24 protein-coding genes, 5 tRNA genes and 1 other RNA gene are annotated in these 24,597 nt (G+C 53.5%); 22 read left to right on the forward strand and 8 right to left on the reverse strand.

The window, feature by feature from the left end:
* The first annotated feature begins 21 nt into the window (after positions 1–21).
* The 5 genes from ffs to ACQKLP_RS18900 all read left to right on the forward strand — a co-directional run bounded on the left by ffs (position 22) and on the right by ACQKLP_RS18900 (position 5,328).
* Positions 22–121, forward strand: an RNA gene (gene ffs / locus ACQKLP_RS18880) — signal recognition particle sRNA small type.
* A gap of 106 nt (positions 122–227) precedes the next feature.
* The gene (gene fsa, locus ACQKLP_RS18885; RefSeq protein WP_126246831.1) at positions 228–878 is read left to right on the forward strand and encodes a fructose-6-phosphate aldolase; all 651 of its coding nucleotides are present in this window, start codon (positions 228–230) and stop codon (positions 876–878) included.
* Positions 879–1,055: 177 nt separating this feature from the next.
* A complete protein-coding gene (gene glpK, locus ACQKLP_RS18890) occupies positions 1,056–2,552 on the forward strand; it encodes a glycerol kinase GlpK (RefSeq protein WP_427324422.1) in 1,497 nt (498 codons plus the stop codon).
* Between the two features lie 38 nt (positions 2,553–2,590).
* Positions 2,591–3,298: an MIP/aquaporin family protein gene (locus ACQKLP_RS18895; RefSeq protein ID WP_427324424.1), complete on the forward strand. Its 708-nt coding sequence runs from the start codon at positions 2,591–2,593 to the stop codon at positions 3,296–3,298.
* 680 nt (positions 3,299–3,978) lie between these two features.
* Positions 3,979–5,328, forward strand: a complete 1,350-nt coding sequence (locus tag ACQKLP_RS18900) for an NAD(P)/FAD-dependent oxidoreductase (protein WP_427324425.1) — start codon at positions 3,979–3,981, stop codon at positions 5,326–5,328.
* 130 nt (positions 5,329–5,458) lie between these two features.
* Here the strand turns inward: ACQKLP_RS18900 and ACQKLP_RS18905 are convergent, their stop codons facing one another.
* On the reverse strand, positions 5,459–6,751 hold the full coding sequence (locus ACQKLP_RS18905) for a DUF5103 domain-containing protein (RefSeq protein ID WP_427324426.1): 1,293 nt from the start codon (positions 6,749–6,751) through the stop codon (positions 5,459–5,461).
* 44 nt (positions 6,752–6,795) lie between these two features.
* Here ACQKLP_RS18905 and ACQKLP_RS18910 point away from each other — a divergent pair, with 44 nt between their 5' ends.
* The gene (locus tag ACQKLP_RS18910; RefSeq protein ID WP_427324427.1) at positions 6,796–8,019 is read left to right on the forward strand and encodes an ABC transporter permease; all 1,224 of its coding nucleotides are present in this window, start codon (positions 6,796–6,798) and stop codon (positions 8,017–8,019) included.
* Here the strand turns inward: ACQKLP_RS18910 and ACQKLP_RS18915 are convergent.
* On the reverse strand, positions 8,012–8,788 hold the full coding sequence (locus tag ACQKLP_RS18915; protein WP_427324428.1) for a TrmH family RNA methyltransferase: 777 nt from the start codon (positions 8,786–8,788) through the stop codon (positions 8,012–8,014). The genes ACQKLP_RS18910 and ACQKLP_RS18915 overlap by 8 nt on opposite strands.
* A 47-nt stretch (positions 8,789–8,835) precedes the next feature.
* On the opposite strand from ACQKLP_RS18915, the gene ACQKLP_RS18920 reads away from it, so the two are divergent.
* Complete coding sequence (locus ACQKLP_RS18920; RefSeq protein ID WP_427324429.1) at positions 8,836–11,268, forward strand: BamA/TamA family outer membrane protein; 2,433 nt, start codon at positions 8,836–8,838, stop codon at positions 11,266–11,268.
* On the opposite strand, the gene truB is transcribed toward ACQKLP_RS18920, so the two are convergent.
* Genes truB through ACQKLP_RS18940 form a run of 4 tightly spaced genes read right to left on the reverse strand, consistent with a single transcriptional unit; the run spans position 11,256 to position 14,710 of the window.
* Positions 11,256–11,948 carry a tRNA pseudouridine(55) synthase TruB gene (gene truB / locus ACQKLP_RS18925; RefSeq protein ID WP_427324430.1) on the reverse strand — a complete coding sequence of 231 codons (693 nt, stop codon included), beginning with the start codon at positions 11,946–11,948 and terminating at the stop codon, positions 11,256–11,258. The genes ACQKLP_RS18920 and truB overlap by 13 nt on opposite strands.
* 19 nt (positions 11,949–11,967) lie before the next feature.
* On the reverse strand, positions 11,968–13,119 hold the full coding sequence (locus ACQKLP_RS18930) for an MFS transporter (protein ID WP_427324431.1): 1,152 nt from the start codon (positions 13,117–13,119) through the stop codon (positions 11,968–11,970).
* Positions 13,116–14,105, reverse strand: a complete 990-nt coding sequence (locus ACQKLP_RS18935) for an NAD(P)H-dependent flavin oxidoreductase (RefSeq protein WP_427324432.1) — start codon at positions 14,103–14,105, stop codon at positions 13,116–13,118. Before ACQKLP_RS18935 ends, ACQKLP_RS18930 begins: the two co-directional genes overlap by 4 nt.
* A complete protein-coding gene (locus ACQKLP_RS18940) occupies positions 14,102–14,710 on the reverse strand; it encodes a riboflavin synthase (protein ID WP_427324433.1) in 609 nt (202 codons plus the stop codon). The genes ACQKLP_RS18935 and ACQKLP_RS18940 overlap by 4 nt, the downstream gene beginning before the upstream one ends.
* A gap of 123 nt (positions 14,711–14,833) precedes the next feature.
* Between ACQKLP_RS18940 and rpsU the strand changes: the two genes are divergently transcribed.
* The 11 genes from rpsU (at position 14,834) to nusG (ending at position 19,755) form a co-directional block, all read left to right on the forward strand.
* The gene (gene rpsU, locus ACQKLP_RS18945; RefSeq protein ID WP_126246843.1) at positions 14,834–15,031 is read left to right on the forward strand and encodes a 30S ribosomal protein S21; all 198 of its coding nucleotides are present in this window, start codon (positions 14,834–14,836) and stop codon (positions 15,029–15,031) included.
* Positions 15,032–15,109: 78 nt separating this feature from the next.
* Entirely contained in the window at positions 15,110–16,075 is a 966-nt protein-coding gene (locus ACQKLP_RS18950) for a tyrosine-type recombinase/integrase (RefSeq protein WP_427324434.1), read from the forward strand.
* Positions 16,076–16,327: 252 nt separating this feature from the next.
* Positions 16,328–16,627: an HPF/RaiA family ribosome-associated protein gene (locus ACQKLP_RS18955; RefSeq protein WP_427324436.1), complete on the forward strand. Its 300-nt coding sequence runs from the start codon at positions 16,328–16,330 to the stop codon at positions 16,625–16,627.
* Positions 16,628–16,859: 232 nt separating this feature from the next.
* A tRNA-Thr gene (locus ACQKLP_RS18960) sits at positions 16,860–16,933 on the forward strand.
* Positions 16,934–16,954: 21 nt separating this feature from the next.
* A tRNA-Tyr gene (locus ACQKLP_RS18965) sits at positions 16,955–17,040 on the forward strand.
* Positions 17,041–17,098: 58 nt separating this feature from the next.
* Positions 17,099–17,171, forward strand: a tRNA-Gly gene (locus ACQKLP_RS18970).
* Between the two features lie 16 nt (positions 17,172–17,187).
* A tRNA-Thr gene (locus ACQKLP_RS18975) sits at positions 17,188–17,259 on the forward strand.
* A gap of 226 nt (positions 17,260–17,485) precedes the next feature.
* Entirely contained in the window at positions 17,486–18,673 is a 1,188-nt protein-coding gene (tuf, locus tag ACQKLP_RS18980; RefSeq protein ID WP_126246845.1) for an elongation factor Tu, read from the forward strand.
* A gap of 111 nt (positions 18,674–18,784) precedes the next feature.
* A tRNA-Trp gene (locus ACQKLP_RS18985) sits at positions 18,785–18,855 on the forward strand.
* 130 nt (positions 18,856–18,985) lie between these two features.
* Entirely contained in the window at positions 18,986–19,180 is a 195-nt protein-coding gene (gene secE, locus ACQKLP_RS18990) for a preprotein translocase subunit SecE (protein WP_298717379.1), read from the forward strand.
* Positions 19,180–19,755, forward strand: coding sequence for a transcription termination/antitermination protein NusG (nusG, locus tag ACQKLP_RS18995; protein ID WP_298717376.1), 576 nt, complete (start codon positions 19,180–19,182; stop codon positions 19,753–19,755). Before secE ends, nusG begins: the two co-directional genes overlap by 1 nt.
* Positions 19,756–20,091: 336 nt before the next feature.
* Here nusG and ACQKLP_RS19000 read toward each other — a convergent pair whose 3' ends face one another.
* A complete protein-coding gene (locus ACQKLP_RS19000; protein WP_427324438.1) occupies positions 20,092–20,652 on the reverse strand; it encodes a DUF1579 domain-containing protein in 561 nt (186 codons plus the stop codon).
* A 75-nt stretch (positions 20,653–20,727) separates the two neighbouring features.
* Entirely contained in the window at positions 20,728–21,795 is a 1,068-nt protein-coding gene (locus ACQKLP_RS19005) for a lactonase family protein (RefSeq protein WP_427324439.1), read from the reverse strand.
* Between the two features lie 410 nt (positions 21,796–22,205).
* On the opposite strand from ACQKLP_RS19005, the gene rplK reads away from it, so the two are divergent.
* The 4 genes from rplK (at position 22,206) to rplL (ending at position 24,443) form a co-directional block, all read left to right on the forward strand.
* On the forward strand, positions 22,206–22,649 hold the full coding sequence (rplK, locus tag ACQKLP_RS19010) for a 50S ribosomal protein L11 (RefSeq protein WP_126246850.1): 444 nt from the start codon (positions 22,206–22,208) through the stop codon (positions 22,647–22,649).
* A gap of 45 nt (positions 22,650–22,694) precedes the next feature.
* Positions 22,695–23,384, forward strand: a complete 690-nt coding sequence (gene rplA / locus ACQKLP_RS19015) for a 50S ribosomal protein L1 (RefSeq protein WP_341841070.1) — start codon at positions 22,695–22,697, stop codon at positions 23,382–23,384.
* Between the two features lie 69 nt (positions 23,385–23,453).
* Positions 23,454–23,993 (forward strand): 50S ribosomal protein L10, encoded by a 540-nt coding sequence (gene rplJ, locus ACQKLP_RS19020; protein WP_427324441.1) that lies wholly within the window; start codon positions 23,454–23,456, stop codon positions 23,991–23,993.
* Positions 23,994–24,068: 75 nt separating this feature from the next.
* Complete coding sequence (rplL, locus tag ACQKLP_RS19025; protein WP_423737600.1) at positions 24,069–24,443, forward strand: 50S ribosomal protein L7/L12; 375 nt, start codon at positions 24,069–24,071, stop codon at positions 24,441–24,443.
* The last annotated feature ends 154 nt before the right edge of the window (positions 24,444–24,597 follow it).

Below are 24,597 nucleotides of genomic sequence, written 5' to 3' on the forward strand. Positions count from 1 at the left end.
GGCTTTCCGTTACCTTTGCAACGGCAAGTCTTATACGACCAGCTCCTGCTGAACTCCCCCAGGACAGGAATGTAGCAAGGGTAGGCGGTTGAAGCGGTGCGATATAAGTAACTTGCCACTTTTTTTTCCCCTCAGGCAAGCATCCGCACCTTTTATTCTCCTTTTATTTTCCGAAATTAGTTCGTTGTTTTGCAGATCGCAAAAACTGAAATACTAAATCTTTCTTTATGAAATTCTTTATTGATACAGCTAACCTGGCGCAGATCCAGGAGGCGCACGACCTCGGCATCCTGGACGGTGTAACCACGAACCCCTCCCTCATGGCCAAGGAAGGTATCAAAGGCGAAGCAGCCATCCTGAAACATTACGAAACCATTTGTGAAATGGTAGATGGTGACGTGAGCGCTGAAGTATTGTCGACCGACTTTGCCGGCATCGTTGAAGAAGGCAAGAAGCTCGCCGCCATCCATCCCAATATCGTGGTGAAAGTACCGATGATCAAAGACGGTGTGAAAGCCATCCGCTGGTTCACCGAAAACGGTATCCGTACCAACTGTACGCTCGTTTTCTCCGCAGGCCAGGCTATCCTCGCCGCGAAAGCTGGCGCGGCTTACGTGTCTCCCTTCATCGGCCGTATCGACGACAGCAGCTGGGACGGTATCGAACTGATCGCCCAGATCGCGCAGATATACAGCATCCAGGGCTTTAAGACCGAAGTGCTCGCCGCATCCATCCGCAACGCCCTCCACATCGTAAAATGTGCAGAGAACGGCGCCGACGTATGCACCTGCCCGCTCGATTCCATCCTCGGTCTCCTGAAACACCCCCTTACCGACATCGGTCTGGCCAAGTTCCTGGAAGACGCCAAGAAAATGTAATCTTTAAATAATTGTTATAAAGGCCGTTCCGGACACCCGTCCGAAGCGGCCTTTTTTCGTGCCCCTGAAATTTTTTTTACTTTTAGAATATTCCTAGTATCTTACTACCTCGTAAAACTAGGTACCACGTTAGGCAATACATTTCATCATATTAAACAATAGCCAGAACACTTTCGCATGGAAGCAAAATTCATCATGGCCCTGGACCAGGGAACCACCAGTTCCCGCGCCATCCTCTTCGACCGCGGAGGGAATATCGTAGCCGTTGCACAGAAGGAATTCAAACAGATTTATCCCCAGCCGGGATGGGTGGAGCACGACCCGAACGAGATCTGGTCTACCCAGGCTGGCGTTGCCGCGGAAGTGATCGTGAAAGCCGGCGCCACGGGCGACCAGATCGGCGCCATGGGCATCACCAACCAGCGGGAAACCACCATCGTGTGGGACCGGAAAACCGGCAAACCGCTGTATAACGCCATTGTTTGGCAAGACCGGCGCACCGCGGCGTATTGCGACGAGCTGCGCGCCAAAGGGCTGGCGGAAGACATCCGTTCCCGCACCGGCCTCATCGTGGACGCTTATTTCTCCGGCACCAAGGTGAAATGGATCCTCGACAATGTGGAAGGCGCCCGTGCGAAAGCCGAGGCTGGCGAACTGGCCTTCGGGACGGTGGATTCCTGGCTCGTCTGGAACTTCACCAAAGGAAAACTGCATATCACTGACGTGAGCAACGCATCGCGCACGATGCTGTTCAATATCCACGACCTGAAATGGGATACGTCGCTGCTGGAACTGATGGGCATTCCTGCATCTATGCTGCCGGAAGTGCGCGCGTCCAGCGAAGTGTACGGGCAAACGGAAGCCACGCTCACGCCGTTCAACATCCCCATCGCCGGCATCGCGGGAGACCAGCAGGCCGCGCTTTTCGGACAGATGTGCATCGAACCGGGCATGGTTAAAAATACTTACGGTACGGGTTGCTTCATGATGCTGAATACCGGTGAAAAGGCCATCTCGTCCGGCAATAACCTCCTCACCACCATCGGCTGGAAAATAGGGGAGAAGACAGTTTATGCCCTCGAGGGCAGCATCTTCATCGGCGGCGCCGTGGTACAATGGCTCCGCGACGGGCTGGGCATCATCCGCCACAGCGCCGATGTGGAAGCCCTGGCTGCCAAAGTGGAACATACCGACGGAGTGTACCTCGTGCCCGCGTTCGCCGGGCTGGGCGCTCCGCACTGGAACCAGTATGCGCGCGGCACGATCGTGGGGATGACCCGTGGTACCAAAGACGCGCACATCGCCCGGGCTGCGCTCGATAGTATCGCATACCAGACGATGGACGTACTGAAGGCCATGGAAGCCGATGCCGGTATGCCGATCCGTGAGTTGCGGGTAGACGGCGGTGCTACGGCCAATAACCTGCTCATGCAGTTCCAGGCCGATATCCTCGGAACGGATGTGGTACGCCCGAAAGTGACGGAAACCACGGCACTGGGGGCTGCGTACATGGCGGGCCTCGCCACCGGGTTCTGGGATAGTATCGATACCATCCGCCAGCAATGGCAGGAAGACGCCTGCTTCAAGCCCGATATGCCGGAAACCGAGCGGGCGGAGCTGACGAAAGGATGGGCGCGTGCCGTGAAAGCCGCCAAAGTATGGGCTGAACAATAATTCCATAATCCTGAACTGATCAAAAAACAAACCCTTCTATGTCAATTTTCCTCGCAGAGCTGATCGGCACGGCGCTCCTCATTATCCTCGGCGACGGGGTGGTGGCAAACTGTCTGCTCAATAAAAGCAAAGGCCAGAACGGCGGCTGGATCGTGATCACCATGGGCTGGGCCATGGCCGTTTTCGTGGGCGTATTCGCCGTAGGCAGCTACAGCGGCGCGCACCTCAATTCGGCGGTAACCATCGCCATGGCCGTTGCCGGCAATATCACCTGGGAACAGGTGCCCATGTACATCGGCGCACAAATGCTGGGGGCATTTCTCGGCGCATGTGGAGTGTACGCCGCTTATAAACAACATTTCGACATTACGGACGATCCAGACGCCAAACTGGGTATTTTCTGCACCGCTCCGGCCATCCGCAGCACCATTCCCAATCTCGTGACTGAGATCATCGGAACGTTCGTCCTCATTTTCGGGGTGTTTTACATTTCGAAAGGGGATGTGGGGCTCGGTGCGGTAGACGCGCTGCCCGTGGCACTGCTGGTACTGGCCATCGGTCTTTCACTGGGCGGGCCCACAGGTTACGCCATCAACCCCGCGCGCGACCTCGGTCCCCGCATCGCGCACGCCATTTTGCCCATCAAGGGCAAGCGCGACAGTGACTGGGGGTACGCCTGGATCCCCGTTGCGGGGCCCATCATCGGCGCTTTGCTCGCGACGGCCCTGTACCTGGCACTGAAATAGTCCGATCTTTCATAAACATACACACAACTAAAAACGGCGCATCCCTTTCGGGGGGCGCCTTCTTTTTTCCGCCAACTGGTCCTGCAGCGGCTGGTTACGACGTTGCAGGACTGCAAACGTTCGTCCAAAACCGGCTTTCCCGCCAACCGTCTGCAGCGGCTGATTAAAACGTTCCAATCCTGCCAACGATCGTAGAAAACGGGCTTTTCCCGCCAATCGTCCGCATCGGCGGATTACAATGTTCCAATCCTGCAAACGATCGTAGAAAGCGGGCTTTCCCCGCTAACCGTCTGCTGCGGCAAGTTAAACCGTTCCAATCCTGCAAACGATCGTAGAAAACGGGCTTTCCCGCCAACCATCTACTGCGGCTGGTTAAACCGTTCTAATCCTGCAAACGATCGTACAAAATGGGCTTTCCCCGCTAACCGTTTCCGCAGCAGCTGATTACGACGTTCTATACCCGCAAACGTTCGTCCAATACGCACTCTTTTTACCAACAATTCCGCCACCATGGCTGTTTTACCTATATAGCACAACCCCCAACGGTCTTCCATCCACCGGAATATTTATTCATTATTTTCAAATCTTTCATTTTATCCTGAAAGTTTTGTAATTTTGAGAAACTTTTGGTGGTATGGCATTTGTGGCCACGATGTTGTACCATCTTAAACGCAAATACCATGATACAACCGAACATACCGGATTCAAAGCTTCCCAGGGTGGTGATCGTTGGCGGCGGATTTGCCGGGATCAATCTGGCCAAATCGCTGAAAGGGACTGCCGTTCAGGTGGTACTGCTGGACAGGAACAACTATCATCTTTTTCAACCGTTGCTGTACCAGGTAGCAACGGCAGGCCTGGAGCCGGACAGCATCGCGTTCCCGCTCCGCGGCATCTTCAAAAAGCAAAAGAATTTCCATTTCCGAATGGCCGAAGTGAAAGGAGTGGACACGGCCAATAACGTCCTGGAAACCAATATCGGCGATATCCGTTACGACTATCTCGTGCTTGCCACCGGCTCCAACACCAACTTTTTCGGCAATAAAATGATCGAGGAGCACGCCATTGGGATGAAATCCCTCATCGAGGCGGTGCAAATCAGGAATTACGTGCTCAAACAGTTCGAAGAATCGTTGCTGATCTCCGACGAAGCGGCCATCCGTCCCAAACTGAACTTCGTGATGGTGGGCGCCGGGCCTACGGGCGTTGAGCTGGCAGGTGCTTTCGCTGAGCTGCGGAAATACATCCTTCCGAAAGATTATCCCGAACTGCCCATCCACCTTATGGACGTGTACCTCATCGAAGCGGGGCCTCGCGTACTGGCGGGCATGTCCGAAGAAACCAGCCGGAAAACCAAAGCCGCCCTGGAGCATATCGGCGTGAAAGTGCTCACCAACGTAGCCGTGAAGGATTACGACGGCCTGCACCTCACACTGGGCAACGGAGACACGCTGGAAACACAATCCCTCATCTGGGCCGCGGGCGTGAAAGGCATGTCGGTCCCCGGTTTGCCGGAAACAGCCATGCTGCCGAACGGCCGCGTCCATGTCAACGACCTGAACCTCATCAAAGACACGAAAAATATTTACGCCATCGGCGACATCGCCATGATGGTGAACGACGAGCGCTTCCCCAAAGGTTATCCCATGGTAGCACAGGTAGCGATGCAGCAGGGCAAGCAACTGGGCAAAAACATCTCGAAAATGCTGAAGGGCGATACGCTGAAACCCTTTAAGTACAAGGATCTCGGCTCCATGGCCACCATCGGCCGCAACCGCGCCGTAACGGAGTTCGCCGGCATCCGGCTGAGCGGGTACATCGCCTGGATCGCGTGGATGGTCGTGCATCTGCTCAACCTGCTGGGTTTCAGGAACAAGCTGGTGGTGATGATCAACTGGGTGTACCGCTATTTCACGTACGACCGCGGTACGCGCATCATCATCAAGCGTGGCGCAGCCAACATCGTGAAATTAAGACAGTCGATTTACCAGACAGATCCGCAGGTGCCGCAGATCACGCAAACGCCCTAGCGTTGCCTGTTGGTGAGTGAATTCATCCGGAGCATGCCTACCAGTTCATCGTGGCGGCCGCCGAGCGTGCGGTAATAAACGAGGACCGTGTAGGCATTTTCTGTTTCCAGGATCAGATCGATTCAGTGAGTTAGCGTTGCCTGTTAGTGAGGGAATTCATCCGGAGCATGCCTACCAGTTCATCGTGGCGGCCGCCGAGCGTGCGGTAATAAACGAGGACCGTGTAGGCATTTTCTGTCTCCCACCAGTTCCCTTCCGTGAGGTCGGTGCTCATGGCGGCATCGCGCCGGGTGCGGTCTACCAGGCCATACACGTAGTTATAGTAGCCCTGTTTGAGGAAAAGCGCGCCTTCGTAAGCGCCTTTTTCGCCGTTCCAGGTCATTTTGTTGCGATCGTTCAGCTCATATTGCGTCAGTTCCCCGAAAATGTACATATCGTAACCGGCGAAAGGCTCTTTCATGGGGAAATTGAAGTTGACGCGGGCGTAGTCGCCCTCGAACTGGATGTTGTAATCCTCGATAGTGGAAGGATCGTACATGCCGTTGATATCGCGGAGGTACTGATATACGGTATTATCCCGCGGTACATCGGGCATCACGTTCACGACGGTGCCGTTGCGGAGGTATTCCGTATTGCGGACGCGCTCGGTTTGCAGCCGGAAGCTCCTTAAATCCACCCATCTCCATTCTTTCATGGCGGGGAAGATACAGTCCTGCTCCGCATTGTACTCGATCACATCACCCTTGATGAACATCGGTTTGATGCCGGTGATGGCGTTATCCCAACGGAAATTCTGCTGGATGACGATCTTCAGCTGGTCGAACGGATTCTGGAGGTTGAGGCCTTTCGTATTGACGGAAACGTTGATCTTCTGTGAGTTGCGGAAGAATTTGGGATTGGTGGGCTGGGAAATCCATCCCGCCACGCCGGCTTTGTTGTTGATGACCATGAGCCGGCGGGTGAAGGCCAGGCGGTTGGTATCTCCGTCCAGGTACACTTTCAGCAGGTAATTGCCGGCCCGTGTAGGCGTGGAGTTGTTGCCGGGGATGCGGGCTTTGTAATGCACGTATTTTTGCAACGCAACGCTGGAGAACCGGTAATCGCGGATCTGTACTTCGGAGAAGCCGCGGAGGTAATCGATGGTGTTGACCTGGGCGGGCGTCCAGTCGGAATTGCAGAGCTGCAGGGTGTAGTAGTAGGATTTGATGACGTTCTGCAGATCGTCGAACTGCAGTTCCAGCTGGTCGCCGGAATTGAGCGCGATGATGGGCAGGCCGAGCATTTCGCCTGGGGGCGTCAGTTTAACCGTGGCGATGTTCTGGTGGTAGATATGGTCGGGCGTGATGGAGTTTACCTGACCGTGGGCGCCGGGGAAAAACAATAGTGCCGCCAGGGAGCAGCAAACGAAAGCAACTATCCTCATAGCTGTAATTTACAATGAATTTCTAAAATGTATAAATTCGCGCCATGCGCATCTCCATGTTTATTGCCGGAAGGATCGCTTTCAACCGGTCTTCGTCCTTTTCGCGGTTCATCATCAACATCGCCATGGCGGCCACGGGCTTCAGCGTTGCGGTGATGATCATCGCCACGGCAATGATCAACGGGTTTCAGCACGTGATCTCCGAGAAGATCTTCAGCTTCTGGGGCCATTATCATATCACCGACTACCGCGCACCCGGCGGCCCGCTCACCGAGCAGGCCCCCTTCGCCGAGGATCCCGACCTCGAAAAGCGCATCGCCGCCCTTCCGCAGGTCAAATTCATCAGTCCCTTCGCCACCAAATCCGTCATCGTTAAAAAAGGCCGCGAAACCGAAGGGATGATCTTCAAAGGCTCCCCGGCCGGGCAAGCCCTTCCTTTCATCATCGAAGGCCGCACCACAAAGGCGCAGGACAGCGGTTACGCATCCGAGGTCATCATTTCGGCCAGCACCGCCAAATCCCTCCACCTGAAACCGGGAGACGCGCTGGTGATGTATTTCATGCGGGGCGACGGCCTTTCGCCGCGCGCCCGGAAGCTCACCGTTTGCGGCATCTACAAAACCGGCATCGAAGAATACGATAAAACCTACGTGGTGGGCGATATCAATCTCATCCGCCGCCTCAACGACTGGGACCCCGACGAAATCGGCGGCTACGAAGTGCACCTCAACCAGTTCGGCGATATGGCTACGGCGGCCGAGCGCATCGGCGACGAACTGACCACGGCCGAGCTGGGGATGCGCAGCATGCAGGAGATTTATCCCAATATCTTCGACTGGCTTGGGTTACAGAATAAATCCGAACAGATCATTCTTATCATCATGACCATCGTGGCGGTGTTCAACATGATCACGGCGATGCTGATCCTCATTCTGGAAAGAACGAACATGGTCGGCATTCTCAAAGCCCTGGGCATGCGCAATTCCTCCATCCAGCGGATATTCCTGTACCAGGCTGGCTACATCGTGATCGCCGGGATCGTGATCGGGAACGTGCTGGGCCTGGGCCTGGCGTTCCTGCAACAATACACGGGCTTCATCCGGCTGCCGGAAGAAGCGTATTACATGTCTGTGGCGCCCATCGCCATTCAGTGGTGGAAAGTAGCGCTGATCAATGTGGGAACATTGGTGATATGCGTGCTGGTGCTCATTATCCCGTCTTTGCTCATCCGGCGGATACTGCCGGTGCGGGCCATTCAGTTCAAATAAGGAGCCTTCCGCAAATGATCCCTGCCGCCACGGCGGCATTCAAGGATTCGGCCTGGCCGATGCGCGGGATGGTGATGTGATGGCTGCTGCGGCGGAGGGTTTCGTCGCTCAGTCCGCGGGATTCATTGCCGATGAGGATAATTCCCGAATCGATTTTTGGTGTAAGGGTAATATCGTTACCGTGAAGGGTGGCGGCGTAGGAGGGGAGGGACGCGTGTTTTTCCAGGAACTGCGGGATGTCGCGGATGATGACGCTCACGCGCAAAAAGCTGCCCATGGTGGCCTGGATGGTTTTGGCGTTGAAAGCGTCTACACAATCGGGCGAGCACACCACCTGCCGGATGCCAAACCAGTCGGCTATACGAATGATGGTGCCCAGGTTCCCGGGGTCCTGGATGGTTTCCAGCGCGAGGGAAACGCCTTCGGGAACGAAGTCGCGCGCGGGCGGCATGTCTGCCAAAGCCACGGCGCGGTTGGGGGCGGAAAGGGACGACAGCTGCTTCAGGACCTCCGGGCTCACTTCCAGCACTTCCACGCCAGTGGCCTTTTCGGCCAGTTCCCGGTTATCGAGCAGCCACTCCTGCGTGGCATACACTGCCTTGACGCCAACACCCGATCCCAGTAATTCCTGGACGATCTTATCGCCTTCGGCCACAAACTGGCCAAATTTTTGACGGTATTTTTTGTGCTGTAATCCGGTAATATATTTAATTTGCGCCTTTGATAACATAGGGTCAAACCTACGTGAATTCCGGCATTCAGCCAACATGTCCCGCCACGGCGGGCCCGGCACTTACCCGTTAATTCAGTCTGACAGTGAAGAAACCGACATACCCATCCCCTTTCGGACAGCCCCTGCAGCGTGCGCTCTGGCTGATGGTATGCCTGTTCCTGGCTGCCTGCTCCAACACCCGCTACCTCCAGGAAAATCAAAGCCTGCTGGTAAGCACGAAAGTCGAGATCAACGGCGCGCTGTCGTCCAACGAAAAAACGGACCTGAAAAATGACCTGTCCAGCCGCTCGCTCATGCTGCAGCAGCCTAACCGCAAATTCCTCGGGTCCCGCATCAAAGTCTGGCTTTACAATCAAAAGAACTACGAAAAGAAAAGCAACTGGTTCTGGAACCTCATGCTGAGCGAACGGAACCTCGAAGCCCCCGTTATCTACGACTCGGTGAAAACCAAAGAGTCGATGGACCGGATGGTCGCCTATCTCAACAATCAGGGCTATTTCTACGCCACCGTCCAATCCCGCCAGAGCGATCACGGTCAGAAAGCGGCCGTCACCTACCAGGTCAACACCGGCAAGAATTTCATCGTCCGCAAGATCATTTACGATATCCCCGACACCGCCATCGCGCAGGTCGTGAAGGAAGGGGAGAAGCTGTCGCTCCTCAAAACCGACGTCCCCTACAAAGCGTCCAACCTGAGCAGCGAGCGCGAGCGCCTCACCCGCCTCATCCGCGACGCGGGGTATTATAAATTCAACCGCGACCTGGTCGTTTTCACCGTCGACACCCTCAATAAGTCCCTCTTCGTTGACCCGCTCAACCCTTTCGAGGTGATGCCCGGCGTGCTGCGCGCGGATCAGAAGCCGACGCTCGACGTGGAAGTGGCGATCCTTCCGCCGGAAGACTCCGCCAGCGATCAGACGAAGCTTTTCTACCTCAACAAAATTTTCGTTTATCCCGACATGACGCTGCAGGAAAGCACCGAAGACAGTACTTTCCATACCACTACCACGCGCAACCTCACTATCAAATACCATCAGAACATCGTTCGCCCGCGCGTGCTCACACGCGCCATCCAGCTGCGGCCGGGAGAAAGATATTCCACGTCCAACTACAGCAATACCATCAGCCGGCTGTACGATCTCAACCTCTGGCAGTTCGTGAGCTTGCAGTATAAAGACGTGAAAGATACCGTCCAGAAACTGGACGCCTACATCCAGCTATCGCCGCGCAAGAAGCAGGAAATGAGCACCAACTTCGATGTAACCACTTCCAACGACTATGCCGTGGGTAGCGCCGTTTCGGTGGGGTACCGTCACTTCAACCTCAACCGGGCGGCCAACGAATTGCATATTACCGTGAAAGGCGGCCTGGAACTGCGGAACCAGTCGCGCGCGGGGCTTTCGCTGCAGTCGCAGGAATACGGCATCAATGCCGATTACGTGCTGCCGCGGTTCATGCTGCCTTTCCGAGTGCGGCAGAATTACCGCTCTACGGCTAAAACGCGCATTTCCGCGGGGTACAACAATCTCCGCCGTATCGACCGTTTCAATATCCGGACGGTGACGGGCGCTTTGGGATATGAGTGGAACGAATCGATCTACAAGCGCTGGAGCGTGAAACCGTTTAACCTGAATTACGTGGGCGTTACGCTGGTGCAGGGTTTCAGGGATACGGTGGTGAGCAAGAACCCTTATTTGCAGCGCAGCTTCGAGCCGGCATTCATCGGCGGCGAAGCGGCGGCGTTCATCTTCAGTAACGACGATATTTTCCATAAAAGACAGAACACCTATTTCCGCGCCGCCATCGAGGAATCGGGCGCATGGCTGGAAGGGGTGAACAGTTTGCTGAATGTGCTGACCAATAAGCGCGACGACCTGGAATCGGCCGCCAACGTGAATATTTCGCGTTTCGTGCGGCTGGACCTCGATTATCGCCACTACTGGAATTACAACAGCAGCAGTGTGGCCACCCGCGCCTATCTCGGCCTGGGCCTGCCTTACGGGCAGAGCGACGTGCTGCCTTACGTCAGGCAATTCACTTCCGGAGGCCCCAACAGCATCCGCGCTTGGCGGTTGCGCACGCTGGGCCCGGGCTCGTTCCGCAGCGATACGCTGGCGCAATCCGCCATCTTCCCCGATCAAACGGGCGATATGCGTTTCGAAGGGAATGTGGAATACCGGTTCAACATCCTCCGCCTGTTTGGCGGGACGATGATGCTGAAAGGCGCTACCTTCCTGGATTTCGGTAATATCTGGATGTTGAAGGAAGATTCCAGCAGGCCTGGTGCGGCGTTCAAGCTCAAGAACCTGTACAACGACCTGGCGATCGGTACCGGTGCCGGTGCGCGGCTGGATTTTAGTTATTTCGTCATCCGCCTCGATTGGGGCATCCCGCTCAAGAAACCATATCCTGCCGAAGGCGGCAAGAAATGGTTCGTCAGCGAATGGGCGCTGGGCGATGGCCGCTGGCGCCGCGACAATATAATCTGGAACGTAGCGATCGGCTATCCGTTCTGAGTTTCCTGTTTTTTCTTGTATTCATCGATGAATTGGACCACATCCATCGCGTCTTCCAGTTTGAAGTCGCCGATGCGGGTGCGGCACAGGCTGCTGAGATAGCCGCCACATCCCGCGGCTGCGCCGAAATCGTTGGCGAGGGAGCGGATGTAGGTGCCGGTGCTGCATTCCACGCGGAAATGAACGACGGGCAGTTCCACTTTCGTGATCTCGAAAGCATGGATCGTGATGGCGCGGGGCTCTACTTTCACTTCCACGCCTTTGCGGGCAAGGTGGTAAATGGGTTTTCCGTTCTGTTTGATGGCGGAGTGGATGGGCGGCAGCTGCTGCAGGGGGCCGGTGAAGGTATCGGCGATGGCCTGCAATGCGGCGAGGTCCAGTTCCGGGACGGGTTGATGGTCTTGCGGTTCGGATTCCAGGTCGAACGTAGGGGTTACGGCGCCGAGGGTGAAGGTGCCGGTGTATTCCTTTTCTTTGGCCTGGTATTCGTTGATTTTCTTCGTCATTTTGCCCGTGCAGCAGATGAGAAGCCCCGTGGCTAAGGGGTCCAGCGTGCCGGCATGGCCTATCTTGGCTTTGGTGGTATTGCGGATCTTGCGGACAACGTCGAACGACGTCCAGGTCAAGGGTTTGTTGATCAACAGCACGGCGCCTTCCTGAAAATTCGGTGTTTCTGACATGGCGCAAAGATAATAAGTTTTACTTGCCTTCCCCGCCTGCCGGCCGTCTCATCGCCATCACCGTGATCATGGAAGCCATGAGCGCAATGAAGATGAAAGATATCCGCAGGCCCGACGCCTGGGCGATGAACCCGATCAGCGGCGGCCCCAGCAGGAACCCGAAAAACCCGAACGTGCTCACGGCGGCGAGCGCCATGCTCTGGCTCATGGTTTTGGTGCGCCCCGCCTGGCTGTACACCAGGGGAATAACGGTGGAAACGCCCAGTCCCACCAGGAAAAATCCCAGTGCAGACATCCATACCGTCGGGAAAGCCACGGCCAGCAATAATCCTGATGCCGCCAGCACGCCGCTGCCTTTCAGCATGCCCGAAATACCGAACCGTTTGGTCAGCCAGTCGCCCACGAACCTTCCTGATGTCGTTGCTGCGGTAAAAGCCGTGTACCCGATGGTCACTTTCCCGGGATCGGCTTCCACCACTTTCGCGAAGTAAACCCCGCTCCAGTCGTACATCGTGCCTTCGCAGATCATGCAGCAGAAGGCGATGATGCCCAGGCTGACGAGGGCTTGGTCGGGTTTCACGAAAATCGGCTGGCGCTCGCCCGCGGTTTTGGTGTGGGGAAGGGAGTTGCGGAAAGACAGGATGATCATCAGCATGGCGAAACCCGCTACCATCATGAAGTGCTGGGATGGCGGCGTTTTGAGGTTTACCATCAGCGTGCCGATCCCCGCGCCCGCGAGCCCCGCGAGGCTCCACACGGCGTGGAACGACGACATGATCGATTTGCCGTACAACGCTTCCACGCTCACGGCCTGCGTATTCACCGAAATATTGCCCAGGTTGCCGGCAAACCCGAAGAGGAAAAGGACGAAGCCCAATATCCAGGGATTGCCCGCCTGGCCGATGCAGAAAAGGAAAACGGCATACAAAACCGCCGCCAGGATCATCACGTGGCGGCTGCCCGACCTCGTCACGAGCCACCCAGCTATCGGCAGCGAAATGAGCGCGCCAACGGGAATGCAAAGCAGCAAACTTCCCAGCGCCGCTTCGCTCAGGTTCAAATGCTCCTGGATGGCCGGAATCCGGGAAGCCCAGGAGGCGAAACAAATTCCATTGAGAAAGAAAAAGGCCGCGACAGACAGCCGGGCCTTTTGTTTATCGATTACAGTCATTTGCAGAAGGGCTGAAAACTTTGCCGGTACTCCTCCGTCAGGTTGGAAACGATGGTTGCCACGGGCTCGATGCCGTCTACCATTTCCACGCTCTGACCTGCGCTCCACAGTTGGTTATAGTAATTGGGTTTGGTCGCTTTTTCCAGCATTTTCATGCCTTTGAGCTGCACCATCATCTTGAAGTATTTCTTGGTGCGCGGGTTGCGCGACAGCCATTTCTCCCAGCTGCTTTGCTTGTAACCGAGCTTCTGGGCGGCGGGGGTATTGATGATATTGCAGGGCGTGCCGGAAAGGCGTTCGGTGAGCACGATGTCTTCCATGCCATGGTCCACGATGGCTTGCTTGTATTCGTCGCTCACATTGGCTTCCGGGCTGGCGATGAAGCGCGTGCCGATGGAAACGCCGTCTGCGCCGAGCACCATGGCGCTGGCCATTTGCTGGCCGGAAGCGATGCCGCCGGCGGCTACAACCGGCATGTCCGGGAAGGCTTTCCGCAGTGCGGGAACGAGGATGTGCATGGGATAGGGGCCGGCGTGGCCGCCCGCGCCCGAGCATACGGCGATGAATCCGTCTGCGCCCGCCTGCGCCGCTTTATGGGCGTGCTCGAGGTTGGTGACGTCACAAAAGACCTTCGCGCCATAGGAATGGGCGGCGTCGATCACTTCGCGGGGATTGCCGAGGGAGGTGATGTAAAACGGAACTTTGGCTGCCACGCAGGCTTCCAGGTGCTTTTTATAGAGCGGGTTCGTTTTTTGTACGATGAGGTTGACACCGTAGTTGCCGCCGGGATGGGCGGTACGGACGGCGTTGAGCCTTTCCAGCACGGCGTGCAGCTCACCTTCCTTCCGGTAGTTCAGGGAAGGGAATGTGCCTGCGATGCCGCTCCGGATCGCGGCGCTGACCATGGCCTCGTTGCTGACGAGGAACATGGGGGCCATGATCACAGGATGCCGGACGCCCAACAGGTCGGTGATGGGATGGTTCATGTTGTGAGGGATGGTTTCGCTCGGGTTTGTAATTGGCGCGCCACGTATTTGCCCAGGATGTCGAACTCCAGGTTCACGGTGCTGCCGGGTTTCAGGTGCCGGATATTGGTGTGATCGTATGTATATGGTATGATCGCCACGGAAAACGCATCGTCGGAAATGTCGAACACCGTGAGGCTGACGCCGTTCAGGCAGATAGACCCCTTTTCGACGATCAGCGGCGCAAAGGAAGGGTCGAAACCGAACCGGAAAAGCCAGCTGCCGTCTTGCGGGTCAACGGACAGGCACGTCCCCGTGCCGTCTACATGCCCCTGCACGATGTGCCCGTCGATCCGGCTGTTAAAGATCATGGCCCTTTCCAGGTTCACGGCATGGCCGGGTTGGAGGTCGCCGATATTGGTCTTTTGCAGCGTTTCCGCTACCGCTACGGTGGTGTAACGGTCTGCCTCCACTGCCGTGACGGTCAGGCAAACGCCGTTGTGGGATACGCTCTGGTCGATTTTCAATTCCTGCGCCAGGGGCGTGCTGATGGTGAGTTCCAGGTTGCCGCCCGCTGTGGTGGCGGTGGCCACGATGCCTGTCGTTTCAATAATGCCGGTAAACATAATACACAAATTTAATGGAGAATTGCCGGCAGAAGAAATGACGAATATATTTTGCGAATAAAAAAGTTATGATTACCTTTGCTGTCCGTAAAAATATACTGTAAAACAGAATAAAGGAGAAATATGTTAATCATCGATTCCAAAGATTGCGAAAACATCGACAAAGCGCTCAAAAAGTATAAAAAGAAATTTGAGAAAGCGAAAATTCTGCTGCAACTGAGAGAGCGTCAGTCGTTTACCAAGCCTTCTATCCGCCGTCGCACCCAGGTGCTGAAGGCTGTATACAAGCAGCAGGTAGCAACCGGCAAGTTCGATCAATAATTAGATAGTAACATCTTTTTATACACGAAATTGATGATTGTAAAGGATTAATGTATCTTTACAATCATCAATTTTTTTGTGTTGGATCAAGTGCACCTTCCTCCTCTGGCGCAGGATTTCCTCGCCTGGCTCTCCCTCGAAAAGCGGTACTCGCCGCATACGGTGCAATCCTATTCCCTTGATCTTCACCAGTTTTTTCAATACCTGCAAAGTCAGTACGACGGCATCCCGCTCGAGAGCGTGAAGGCTTCCCATATCAAGTCGTGGCTCGCCCTCGGCCTGGAAGGCCGTAAAAAAGCGGAAGACGCCCGTAAGGGTGCGCCAGCGCCCGCCTCCGCCGTTACCATCCGCCGGAAGATGTCGGCCCTCAGGTCTTTCTTTAAGTTCGCCCTGCGAAAAGGCGTGATCCAGCAAAGTCCCATGGCGCGTGTCACCGGCCCCAAACTGCCGGAAAGGTTGCCCGTGTTCGTAGACGAAATGGCCATGGAAAAGCTCGCGCAGCCGCCTGCAGGGGAGGAGGAGCCGCTATTCGGCGACGACTTCGCCGGGGTTACCCAACGCCTTATCATGCGGTTGCTGTACCATGCCGGCATCCGGCGCGCGGAGCTGGTCGGTCTGGAAGACAAGAGCGTCGATATTTCCAACGGACAGATCAAAGTGCTCGGTAAGGGCAATAAGGAGCGGATCATCCCGGTGGGGACCGTGTTGCTGAAAGACATCCGGGATTACTTCGATAAGCGCCGGGAAGCCGTTCCGGGTTATGCCGGGAGGGCGATGCTCTGCCTGCCCAATGGCAAGCCTGTTCAGGCCTGGGACGTGTACCGTACCGTGCGCCGGGTGCTGGAGCGGGTGACTACGTTGAAAAAGCGGAGCCCGCACGTGTTGCGGCATACGTTCGCGACGCACCTGGTGAACAACGGGGCGGATATCAATGCGGTGAAGGAGTTATTGGGCCATGCGAGCCTGGCATCTACCCAGGTGTATACCCATAATACGATCGAGAAGCTGCGCCGGGTGCATAAGCAGGCGCATCCGCGGGGGTAGTATCAAAATTTTTATTGACAGGAAAATGCACTAATCAAAAACAGGCTGGCGAATGATGCGCGTCATCCGTTAGGGGCGGAGGAAGCGTTAATATTGGATATGGTCATTTTAACAAAATTTTTAGGGGCAGACACATTGATTTGAGTGGGAAGAATTAGTATATTAGTAATACAGTTCTTTATATAAAAAATGCGCCTATGATGTATGACTACTAATTTGAAATCAGATTGTTAAATGTAAAATTTTAGTGCTATGAATGTTCAAATTCAAACTGTGCGTTTTGATGCTGACGCCAAATTAATTGATCATGTGAATAAAAGAGTCCAGAAACTTTCCACCTTTTACGACAAGATTGTACAAGTCGAGATTTTCCTGAAATTAGATCAGTTAGCCCACCAGGTAAAAGACAAAATAGCGGAGATCCGCGTAAATGTACCCCGCCACAGCTTCTTTGTAAAGCATGAGAGCAAATCCTTCGAAGAGTCCTTCGATCTTGCGTTTGACAGCCTTGTTAACCAGATCAAGCGTAAGAAAGAGAAGAATTTACATTAAAATCTCAAAAATATTTTGGAATTAATATTCTCTTTACTACCTTTGCCATCCCGATTCAAAAAGGGATCGGTGAAGGTAGTAAAGTTCTTTGCTGTAGGGCATTTTAGCCGAAACAAGTGAGTTTTGAAAAATCTTGGGAAAGTGAAAAAAAATATTTGTTTTAATAAAATTTTCACCCTTATTTTGCACTCCCTTTAAGCAAGAATGTTAATCTTTTTCTTGACAAAAGAATGCCAGCATAGCTCAGTTGGCCAGAGCTACTGATTTGTAATCAGTGGGTCGGGGGTTCGAATCCCTCTGCTGGCTCAAAAGGTTATTAAGTAAGTCGGGCAGGTTCCAGAGCGGCCAAATGGGGCGGACTGTAAATCCGCTGTCTTTCGACTTCACAGGTTCGAATCCTGTCCTGCCCACCAAAAATGCAAGCTTTGCGTAGTGTGTTTTGGTAGAAATGTAGATGAGGCAAAGCGATGTGCGGGAGTAGCTCAGTTGGTAGAGCGACAGCCTTCCAAGCTGTAGGTCGCGGGTTCGAACCTCGTCTCCCGCTCTAAAGCACCTTCAACGCTGTTGTAGCTCAGGGGTAGAGCACTTCCTTGGTAAGGAAGAGGTCGTGAGTTCAATTCTCATCAACAGCTCAAAAGAATTCGGATGCTGGGTAACCGGAAAGTCCTTCTGGGAAATTTCTGTGGCCGGTATCCGAAATTCGAAGTTTAACGAAGCCGGTAAGCTCAATGGATGAGCGTTTCGCCAGTAAGCGAGAAGGAGCGGGTTCAATTCCTGCGGCGGGCTCCAGTTTGTTAAGTACGTTTTAAAACAACTATAAAGCAATAAACTTTACAAACCATCTTAAAAAAAAATACAATGGCAAAAGAAACCTTTAAGCGGGATAAACCCCACGTTAACATTGGTACCATTGGTCACGTTGACCACGGTAAAACTACCTTGACTGCTGCCATTACTACAATTCTGGCAAACAAGGGCTTGGCTGAGAAGAAAGGATATGACGAGATCGACGCGGCTCCTGAAGAAAAAGAAAGAGGTATCACCATCAATACAGCACACGTAGAGTATCAGACTACAAACCGTCACTATGCTCACGTTGACTGCCCTGGCCACGCTGACTATGTGAAAAACATGATCACCGGTGCCGCCCAGATGGACGGTGCTATCCTGGTAGTAGCTGCTACCGACGGTCCGATGCCCCAGACGAAAGAGCACGTTCTGCTCGCTCGCCAGGTAGGTGTTCCCCGTATGGTTGTATTCATGAACAAAGTAGACCTGGTAGACGACGCCGAGCTGCTGGAACTCGTTGAGATCGAGCTGCGCGAACTGCTGTCTTCCTATGGTTTCGACGGCGATAATGTGCCCATCATCCAAGGCTCCGCTACCGGCGCTCTCGCAGGTGATCCCCAGTGGATCGCTAAGATCGAGGAACTGATGGAAGCAGTTGATACTTACATTCCCCTGCCTCCCCGCCCGGTTGACCAACCCTTCCTGATGTCGGTAGAAGACGTGTTCTCCATCACCGGTCGTGGTACTGTTGCTACCGGTCGTATCGAGCGCGGTCGTATCAAAGTTGGTGAGAACGTTGAGATCGTAGGTCTGCAAGCAGAATCTATGAAATCTACCTGCACCGGCGTTGAGATGTTCAAAAAACTGCTGGACGAAGGTGAAGCTGGTGACAACGCCGGTCTGCTCCTCCGCGGTATTGAGAAAACTCAGATCCGTCGCGGTATGGTTATCTGCCAGCCCGGTTCTATCACTCCGCACACCGACTTCAAATGCGAAGTTTACGTACTGAGCAAAGAAGAAGGTGGCCGTCACACGCCGTTCTTCCAGAAATACCGTCCTCAGTTCTACTTCCGTACCACGGACGTAACTGGTGAGGTTGAACTGCCGGCAGGTGTTGAAATGGTTATGCCTGGTGATAACATCAGCCTGACTGTTAAACTGATCCAACCGATCGCTATGGAGAAAGGTCTGAAATTCGCTATCCGCGAAGGTGGCCGTACCGTAGGTGCTGGTCAGGTGACTGAAATCCTGAAATAATCAGTAGTCTACTACTGAGAAAATAAAAAAAAGCCATCAGTTCTTGCGTAAGTAATCTCCCAAAGATTATCTTTGCAGACGGTGAAAACGAAAGGTGCTGATGGCTTACACACGGGCATGGTGCAACGGTAGCATACGGGTCTCCAAAACCTTTGATCTGGGTTCGAATCCTAGTGCCCGTGCTGATTAAAATGTAAATTGCCGGAAAGTTAAATTGCAGATTTCCTCGACAAATCCGCAATTTCCCTTGAAGGCAATTTTTATCGTTCATAACAGGATTGTTTTTTAACTTCAGTCCCAAGAAATTATCACATGAACAAAGTCACCAACTACTTCAGAGAATCCTACCACGAACTGGTACATAAAGTATCCTGGCCTACCTGGAAGGAACTGCAGTCCTCTACCATGATCGTACTGATCGCCACCATCATTATCACCCTGATGGTTTGGGGTATGGACACCGCTTCCCACCTGGTTTTATCGCAATACTATAAACTGTTTCAATAATGGATGAAGCCCAAATCCCCACTCAGCCCGCTCAGGAAACCAAATGGTACGTGCTGCGCGTGGTAAGTGGCAAAGAGAAGAAAGTCAAAGAATACCTGGATATCGAGATCCGCCGCAGTGATTGGGCCAACGTTATCACCCAGGTTTTCCTTCCCGTGGAGAAAGTTTATAAAGTGCAAGCCGGTAAAAAAGTAATGCGCGAAAAAAACTTCTATCCCGGTTATGTGATGATCGAAGCCATCGAAGGGAAAATGAACGACGAAGTGATCCAGGCCATCCGAAACGTGTCTGGCGTTATCCACTTCCTCGGTAAGGAAAAACCCATCGCTCTCCGCAAATCCGAAGTCAATAAAATGCTCGGAAAAGTAGACGAGATTTCCGACCAGGGCCTTACCATGAGCGAACCGTTCATCGTTGGCGAAACCATCAAGATCATCGACGGCCCTTTCAACGACTTCAACGGCGTCATCGAAGAAGTACTCGAAGACAAGAAGAAACTGAAAGTAACCGTAAAGATCTTCGGCCGCGCCACACCGGTAGAGCTCAACTTTATGCAGGTAGAAAAAATCAGCTAACCCTGGTTTTCCACCATACTCGAGAGGTTGCCATCCGGCAGCCTCTTTTTTTTGCCCCATCTGCATCCCGCATGGAAAGCATTTTTACCCGCCATTGCCAGAATGCGCGATAAGCAGCCCCAACTGCATCCAGCATGGAGAATTATTTGCCCCTTACGCCAGAATGCTTGATAGACAAGCCTTTCCGGCCCTATACGCAACGTATACACGCTTCCGGAAGTGTTATCATCCATCGCTGCGATCGCCCTATCCCCTGGTTTCAATGGAATACCTCCAATAAAAAAGCGGCCACGCCATTCGCGCAGCCGCTAAGAATCCTGAAAGTTGGCCAACCGCCTATTTGCGGGTCAGCTTCATTTCCATACTCTTGAATTCCTTACCGTCCTGCATCATGTACATTTCCATGAACTGGGTATTGTCGTCTATCCATTTGAACACCTCGCGGATGCCCATGGGCTTGCCCGTTGGGTCGACAGACGAGCCCGTCAGCGTCATGCTGCGGGTAGCATCGTCGTACTTGCCTTCGAGCATCATGATACCGGTTCCCATATTGTCGTACCAAACAGACTGGAACACCTTCTTGGCGTTATCGTACGCCAGGATCCCATGCCCTTCGAATTGCATGCCGCCCATGTCTCCCGTGTGAACGGTTTCCTGGTAACGGTCGCCAAGGATCATGCGATTGGTACAGCTGCCGGTGGATTTGGAAGAAGGCCCGCCGGGCGACATCCAGAAAGTGAGGTCCGTATTCCAGGTGCCGTTGGCCATAGCCATCATTTTGTGCATGGGGCCGGGCGTCATGTAATCCATCCAGGCTTTCTGGGCGGCTTCGTCCTGCGCGCGGGCGGAAATAACGGTACTGCAGACGATTGCGATGAACAAACACATTCGTTTCATAACTAAGGGGTTTAAGGCCATGAAATTACGAAATACATGCATCAGCAACTTTTTGCCTGTTGCCACATGCAATTATCACAGGATTTCCAGGCATACGGGAGCAGGCGTTTCCATGGACATGCCGGTGTCGGTCAACAGTCCCGTTTCCGGATCGCGCTTGAAAACGACGATCGTCCCGCTTTTCTGTAGGGCGCAGTACAGGAGGCTTCCATCGTGCGACAGGCAGAAATTACGGGGCTCTTTTCCGGGAAGCGGCTGGTTTTTAACGAGTTGTAACCCATCTGCCTGTACTTTGAATATAGCGATCTGGTGGATATCGCCGCGGAGGGAAGTATAGAGGAATTTACCGTCGGGGGAAAGATGGATGTCTGCTCCGCTGAAATTGTCGCCCTTATAATCGGCGGGCGCGGCGGAAACGGTTTGCAGGGGTGTGAGGCCGCCGTTTTGATAGCGGAAGGTCTGGACCTGGCCATTGAGCTCCAGCACGGCGAAGAGGAGTTTTCCATCGGCAGAGAAAGCCATGTGCCGGGGGCCGCCGCCGGGCGTGGTGGTGGTGAAAGGCTGTTGGGCTGGGGTCAGCGGGCGTTTATCGTGCTTCGGGTCGTAATCATATATGTAGATGCGGTCGGTGCCCAGGTCGGCGGCGAAGACCTGCTTGCCGTCGGGCGAGAAGAGGGTCGAATGGGCGTGCGGGGCTTCCTGGCGGGAGGGGTTGGGCCCCTTGCCGCTGAAGTGGAGGCGTTGTACGGCGGTGCGGGGGATGCCGTTTTCGTCGAGCGGGAAAACGGAAAGACTGCCGCCATTATAGTTGGAGACGATGATATGCCGGTTTTGCGGGTCTACGGAGATGTGGCAGGGGCCGTTTCCGGCGGGTTGCGGAGTGCCTGCGGGCGTGAGGCCGGGAGGGGCCTGGCCGCCGGCGGGTTGGATGGCGTATGCCTGAACGGTGCCTTCACCGACTTCGGAGACGGCGTAGAGCATTTTGCGGTTTGGGGACAGTTTAAGGAAGGAGGGGTTGGCGATGCCGCTGATGCCTTTCCGGTCGGCCCCGAACCAGGGAGCTTTGTCGGTGAGGATGAGTGCGCGGATGCCATCTTTGGACGCTTCGGAGTAGGAGCCGATAAAGAGTACGGTGTTTTTCATGCCGGTCGATAGGTTTTCTGGTGAGTTGAACAAGAGCGAAAAGAGGAGAAATAGCATGTGGAAAAGCTTATGGGGGATAAATTTATAAAAAAGCGGGAAGGGATGGGGAGAAAATAATGGCAGCAGGGGTGGACGGGGGAGGGAAGAGGGGGAAAATCCGTATCTTTGCAAGGTTCGGCAACCCGGATGTATCACATTCGTTTACAGGCAGTTAGTCATGCAGTAAAATTCCTATTCCCGTATAGTAGCAAAAAAAATGCCGAAGTCCAAATATTTTTTGCGAATCAATTAAATATTACCTACCTTTGCATCCCCCTTAAAATGTCTTTTAACGAACGACTTTTGAGTTTTGGGAGTTTCTGCTTCCGGCGACGGGAGGGGAAACGTTTAACCAAATTAAAAACAACACAATGGCAAAAGAGATCGCAACGTACGTGAAACTCCAGGTGAAAGGTGGCCAAGCCAACCCTGCTCCTCCGATTGGCCCTGCACTGGGTTCGAAAGGTGTGAACATCATGGAGTTCTGCAAACAGTTCAATGCCCGTACCCAGGACAAGATGGGTAAGGTATTACCGGTGTTACTGACTGTTTACACTGACAAATCCTTTGATTTCGTTATCAAAACTCCTCCGGCTCCGGTTCAACTGCTGGAAGCTGCGAAAGTTCAGAGTGGTTCCAAAGAGCCTAACCGTAACAAGGTGGGTAAAGTATCCTGGGATCAGGTTGAGGCAATCGCCAAAGACAAGATGCCTGACCTGAACTGCTTCACGCTGGAAAGCGCCATGAGAATGGTGGCTGGTACTGCGCGCAGCATGGGTATCACCGTAGACGGTAAAGCGCCCTGGGAAAACTAAATTGTTCACCCTGTGAAAGCAGGAATTAAGTAAAACATTCTGAAAATGGCAACGAAAAAAAGAAAAGTAGCTGACGCGAAGGTGGACAAGAACAAGTCTTACAGCCTGAAAGAAGCGTCTGCCCTTGTAAAAGATATTAACTGCACGAAATTCGACTCTTCTGTCGATCTGCATATCCGTCTGGGCGTAGACCCGAAGAAAGCCGACCAGGCGATCCGTGGTTCCGTTACGCTTCCTCACGGTACTGGTAAAACCAAGAAAGTGCTGGTACTTTGCACGCCCGACAAAGAGGCTGCTGCGAAAGAAGCCGGTGCTGACTTCGTAGGTCTGGATGATTTCATCGCGCAGATCGAAGCTGGCTGGACCGATGTAGACGTAATCATTGCGACGCCCGCAACGATGCCGAAGATCGGTAAGCTGGGTAAGATCCTGGGCCCCCGTAACCTGATGCCGAACCCGAAGACCGGTACTGTTACCAACGACGTGGCAGCAGCCGTTACCGAGGTGAAAGGTGGTAAAATTACCTTTAAGGTAGACAAAGCTGGTATCATCCACGCGTCTATCGGCCGTGTATCCTTCGCTCCCGAGAAGATCGAGCAGAACAGCCAGGAGCTGATCAATGCGATCATCAAGCTGAAGCCTTCTACCGCCAAAGGTACTTACCTGAAAGGTCTGAGCATGGCAGCGACCATGAGCCCGGGCATCGTAATCGACACTAAATCTGTTCAAAACTAATTGACGGCCGTTGGTGCCGGAGCCGCGAGGCAGTGAAGGCAGTAAGCAGTCAATGTTAAACATTAAGCAATGAACAAAGACCAAAAGAATGAAGTGATTGAGGTGCTGAAAAGCAAGTTCTCTCAGTACAGCAACTTCTATATTACCAATACCGAGTCACTGACGGTAGCGCAGGTGAACCACCTGAGAAGGGTTTGTTTCGACAAGAACGTGGAAATGAAAGTGGCGAAGAACACCCTGATCAAAAAGGCACTGGAAAGCCTGGACAGCGAGAAATATGCAGGTATCTACGAAGCACTGAACGGTGTTACAGCCCTGATGTTCTCCGACAGCCCGAAAGAGCCTGCTGTGATCATCAGCACTTTCCGCAAGGCGAACGCTAAACTGGAAAAACCCGTTCTGAAAGCTGCTTTCGTGGCTGACGAAATCTACCTGGGCGACAACCAGCTGGCGAACCTGACGAAGATCAAGACCAAGAACGAGCTTATCGGCGAAGTTATCGGTCTGCTGCAATCTCCTGCAAAGCGCGTAATCGCTGCCCTGCTCGAGAAAGGCAAGAAAGAAGGTGGAGAAGCCGCTGCAGAAGTAGCCGCACCCGCCGCCGAGTAATCGGTTACAAATTGGCTTCCAAGTCACAATATATTCTAATTCAACATTTTAAAACAACACAAAAAATATCATACAATGGCAGACGTAAAAGCATTAGCTGAACAATTAGTAGGTCTTACTGTTAAGGAAGTACAGGAACTGGCAGACGTTCTGAAGAACGAATACGGTATCGAACCTGCTGCTGCTGCAGTTGTTGTAGCTGCTGACGGTGGTGGCGGAGCTGCTGCTGCTGAAGAAAAAACTGCTTTCAACGTAGTTCTGAAATCTGCAGGTGCCAGCAAACTGAACGTAGTTAAGGTTGTAAAAGACCTGACTGGCCTCGGTCTGAAAGAAGCCAAAGAACTGGTTGACGGTGCTCCGAAATCAGTGAAAGAAGGCGTTAGCAAGGCTGAAGCAGAAGATCTGAAAGCGAAGCTGACTGAAGCAGGCGCTGACGTAGAAATTCAGTAATTCTTTGCATAATATACATTCTTTTTAAGGTCAAAAAGTGCTCCGGTACTTTTTGGCCTTATTCCCTTTGGGAACGTATCTTTTCCTGATGGCCCGGCAAACGGGAAATTACCGGTCGTGATGGTTGAGTTACAATAATTTGGATGTTTTTGGC

The organism is Chitinophaga sp. NPDC101104, from assembly GCF_050277495.1.
GTDB lineage: Bacteria > Bacteroidota > Bacteroidia > Chitinophagales > Chitinophagaceae > Chitinophaga.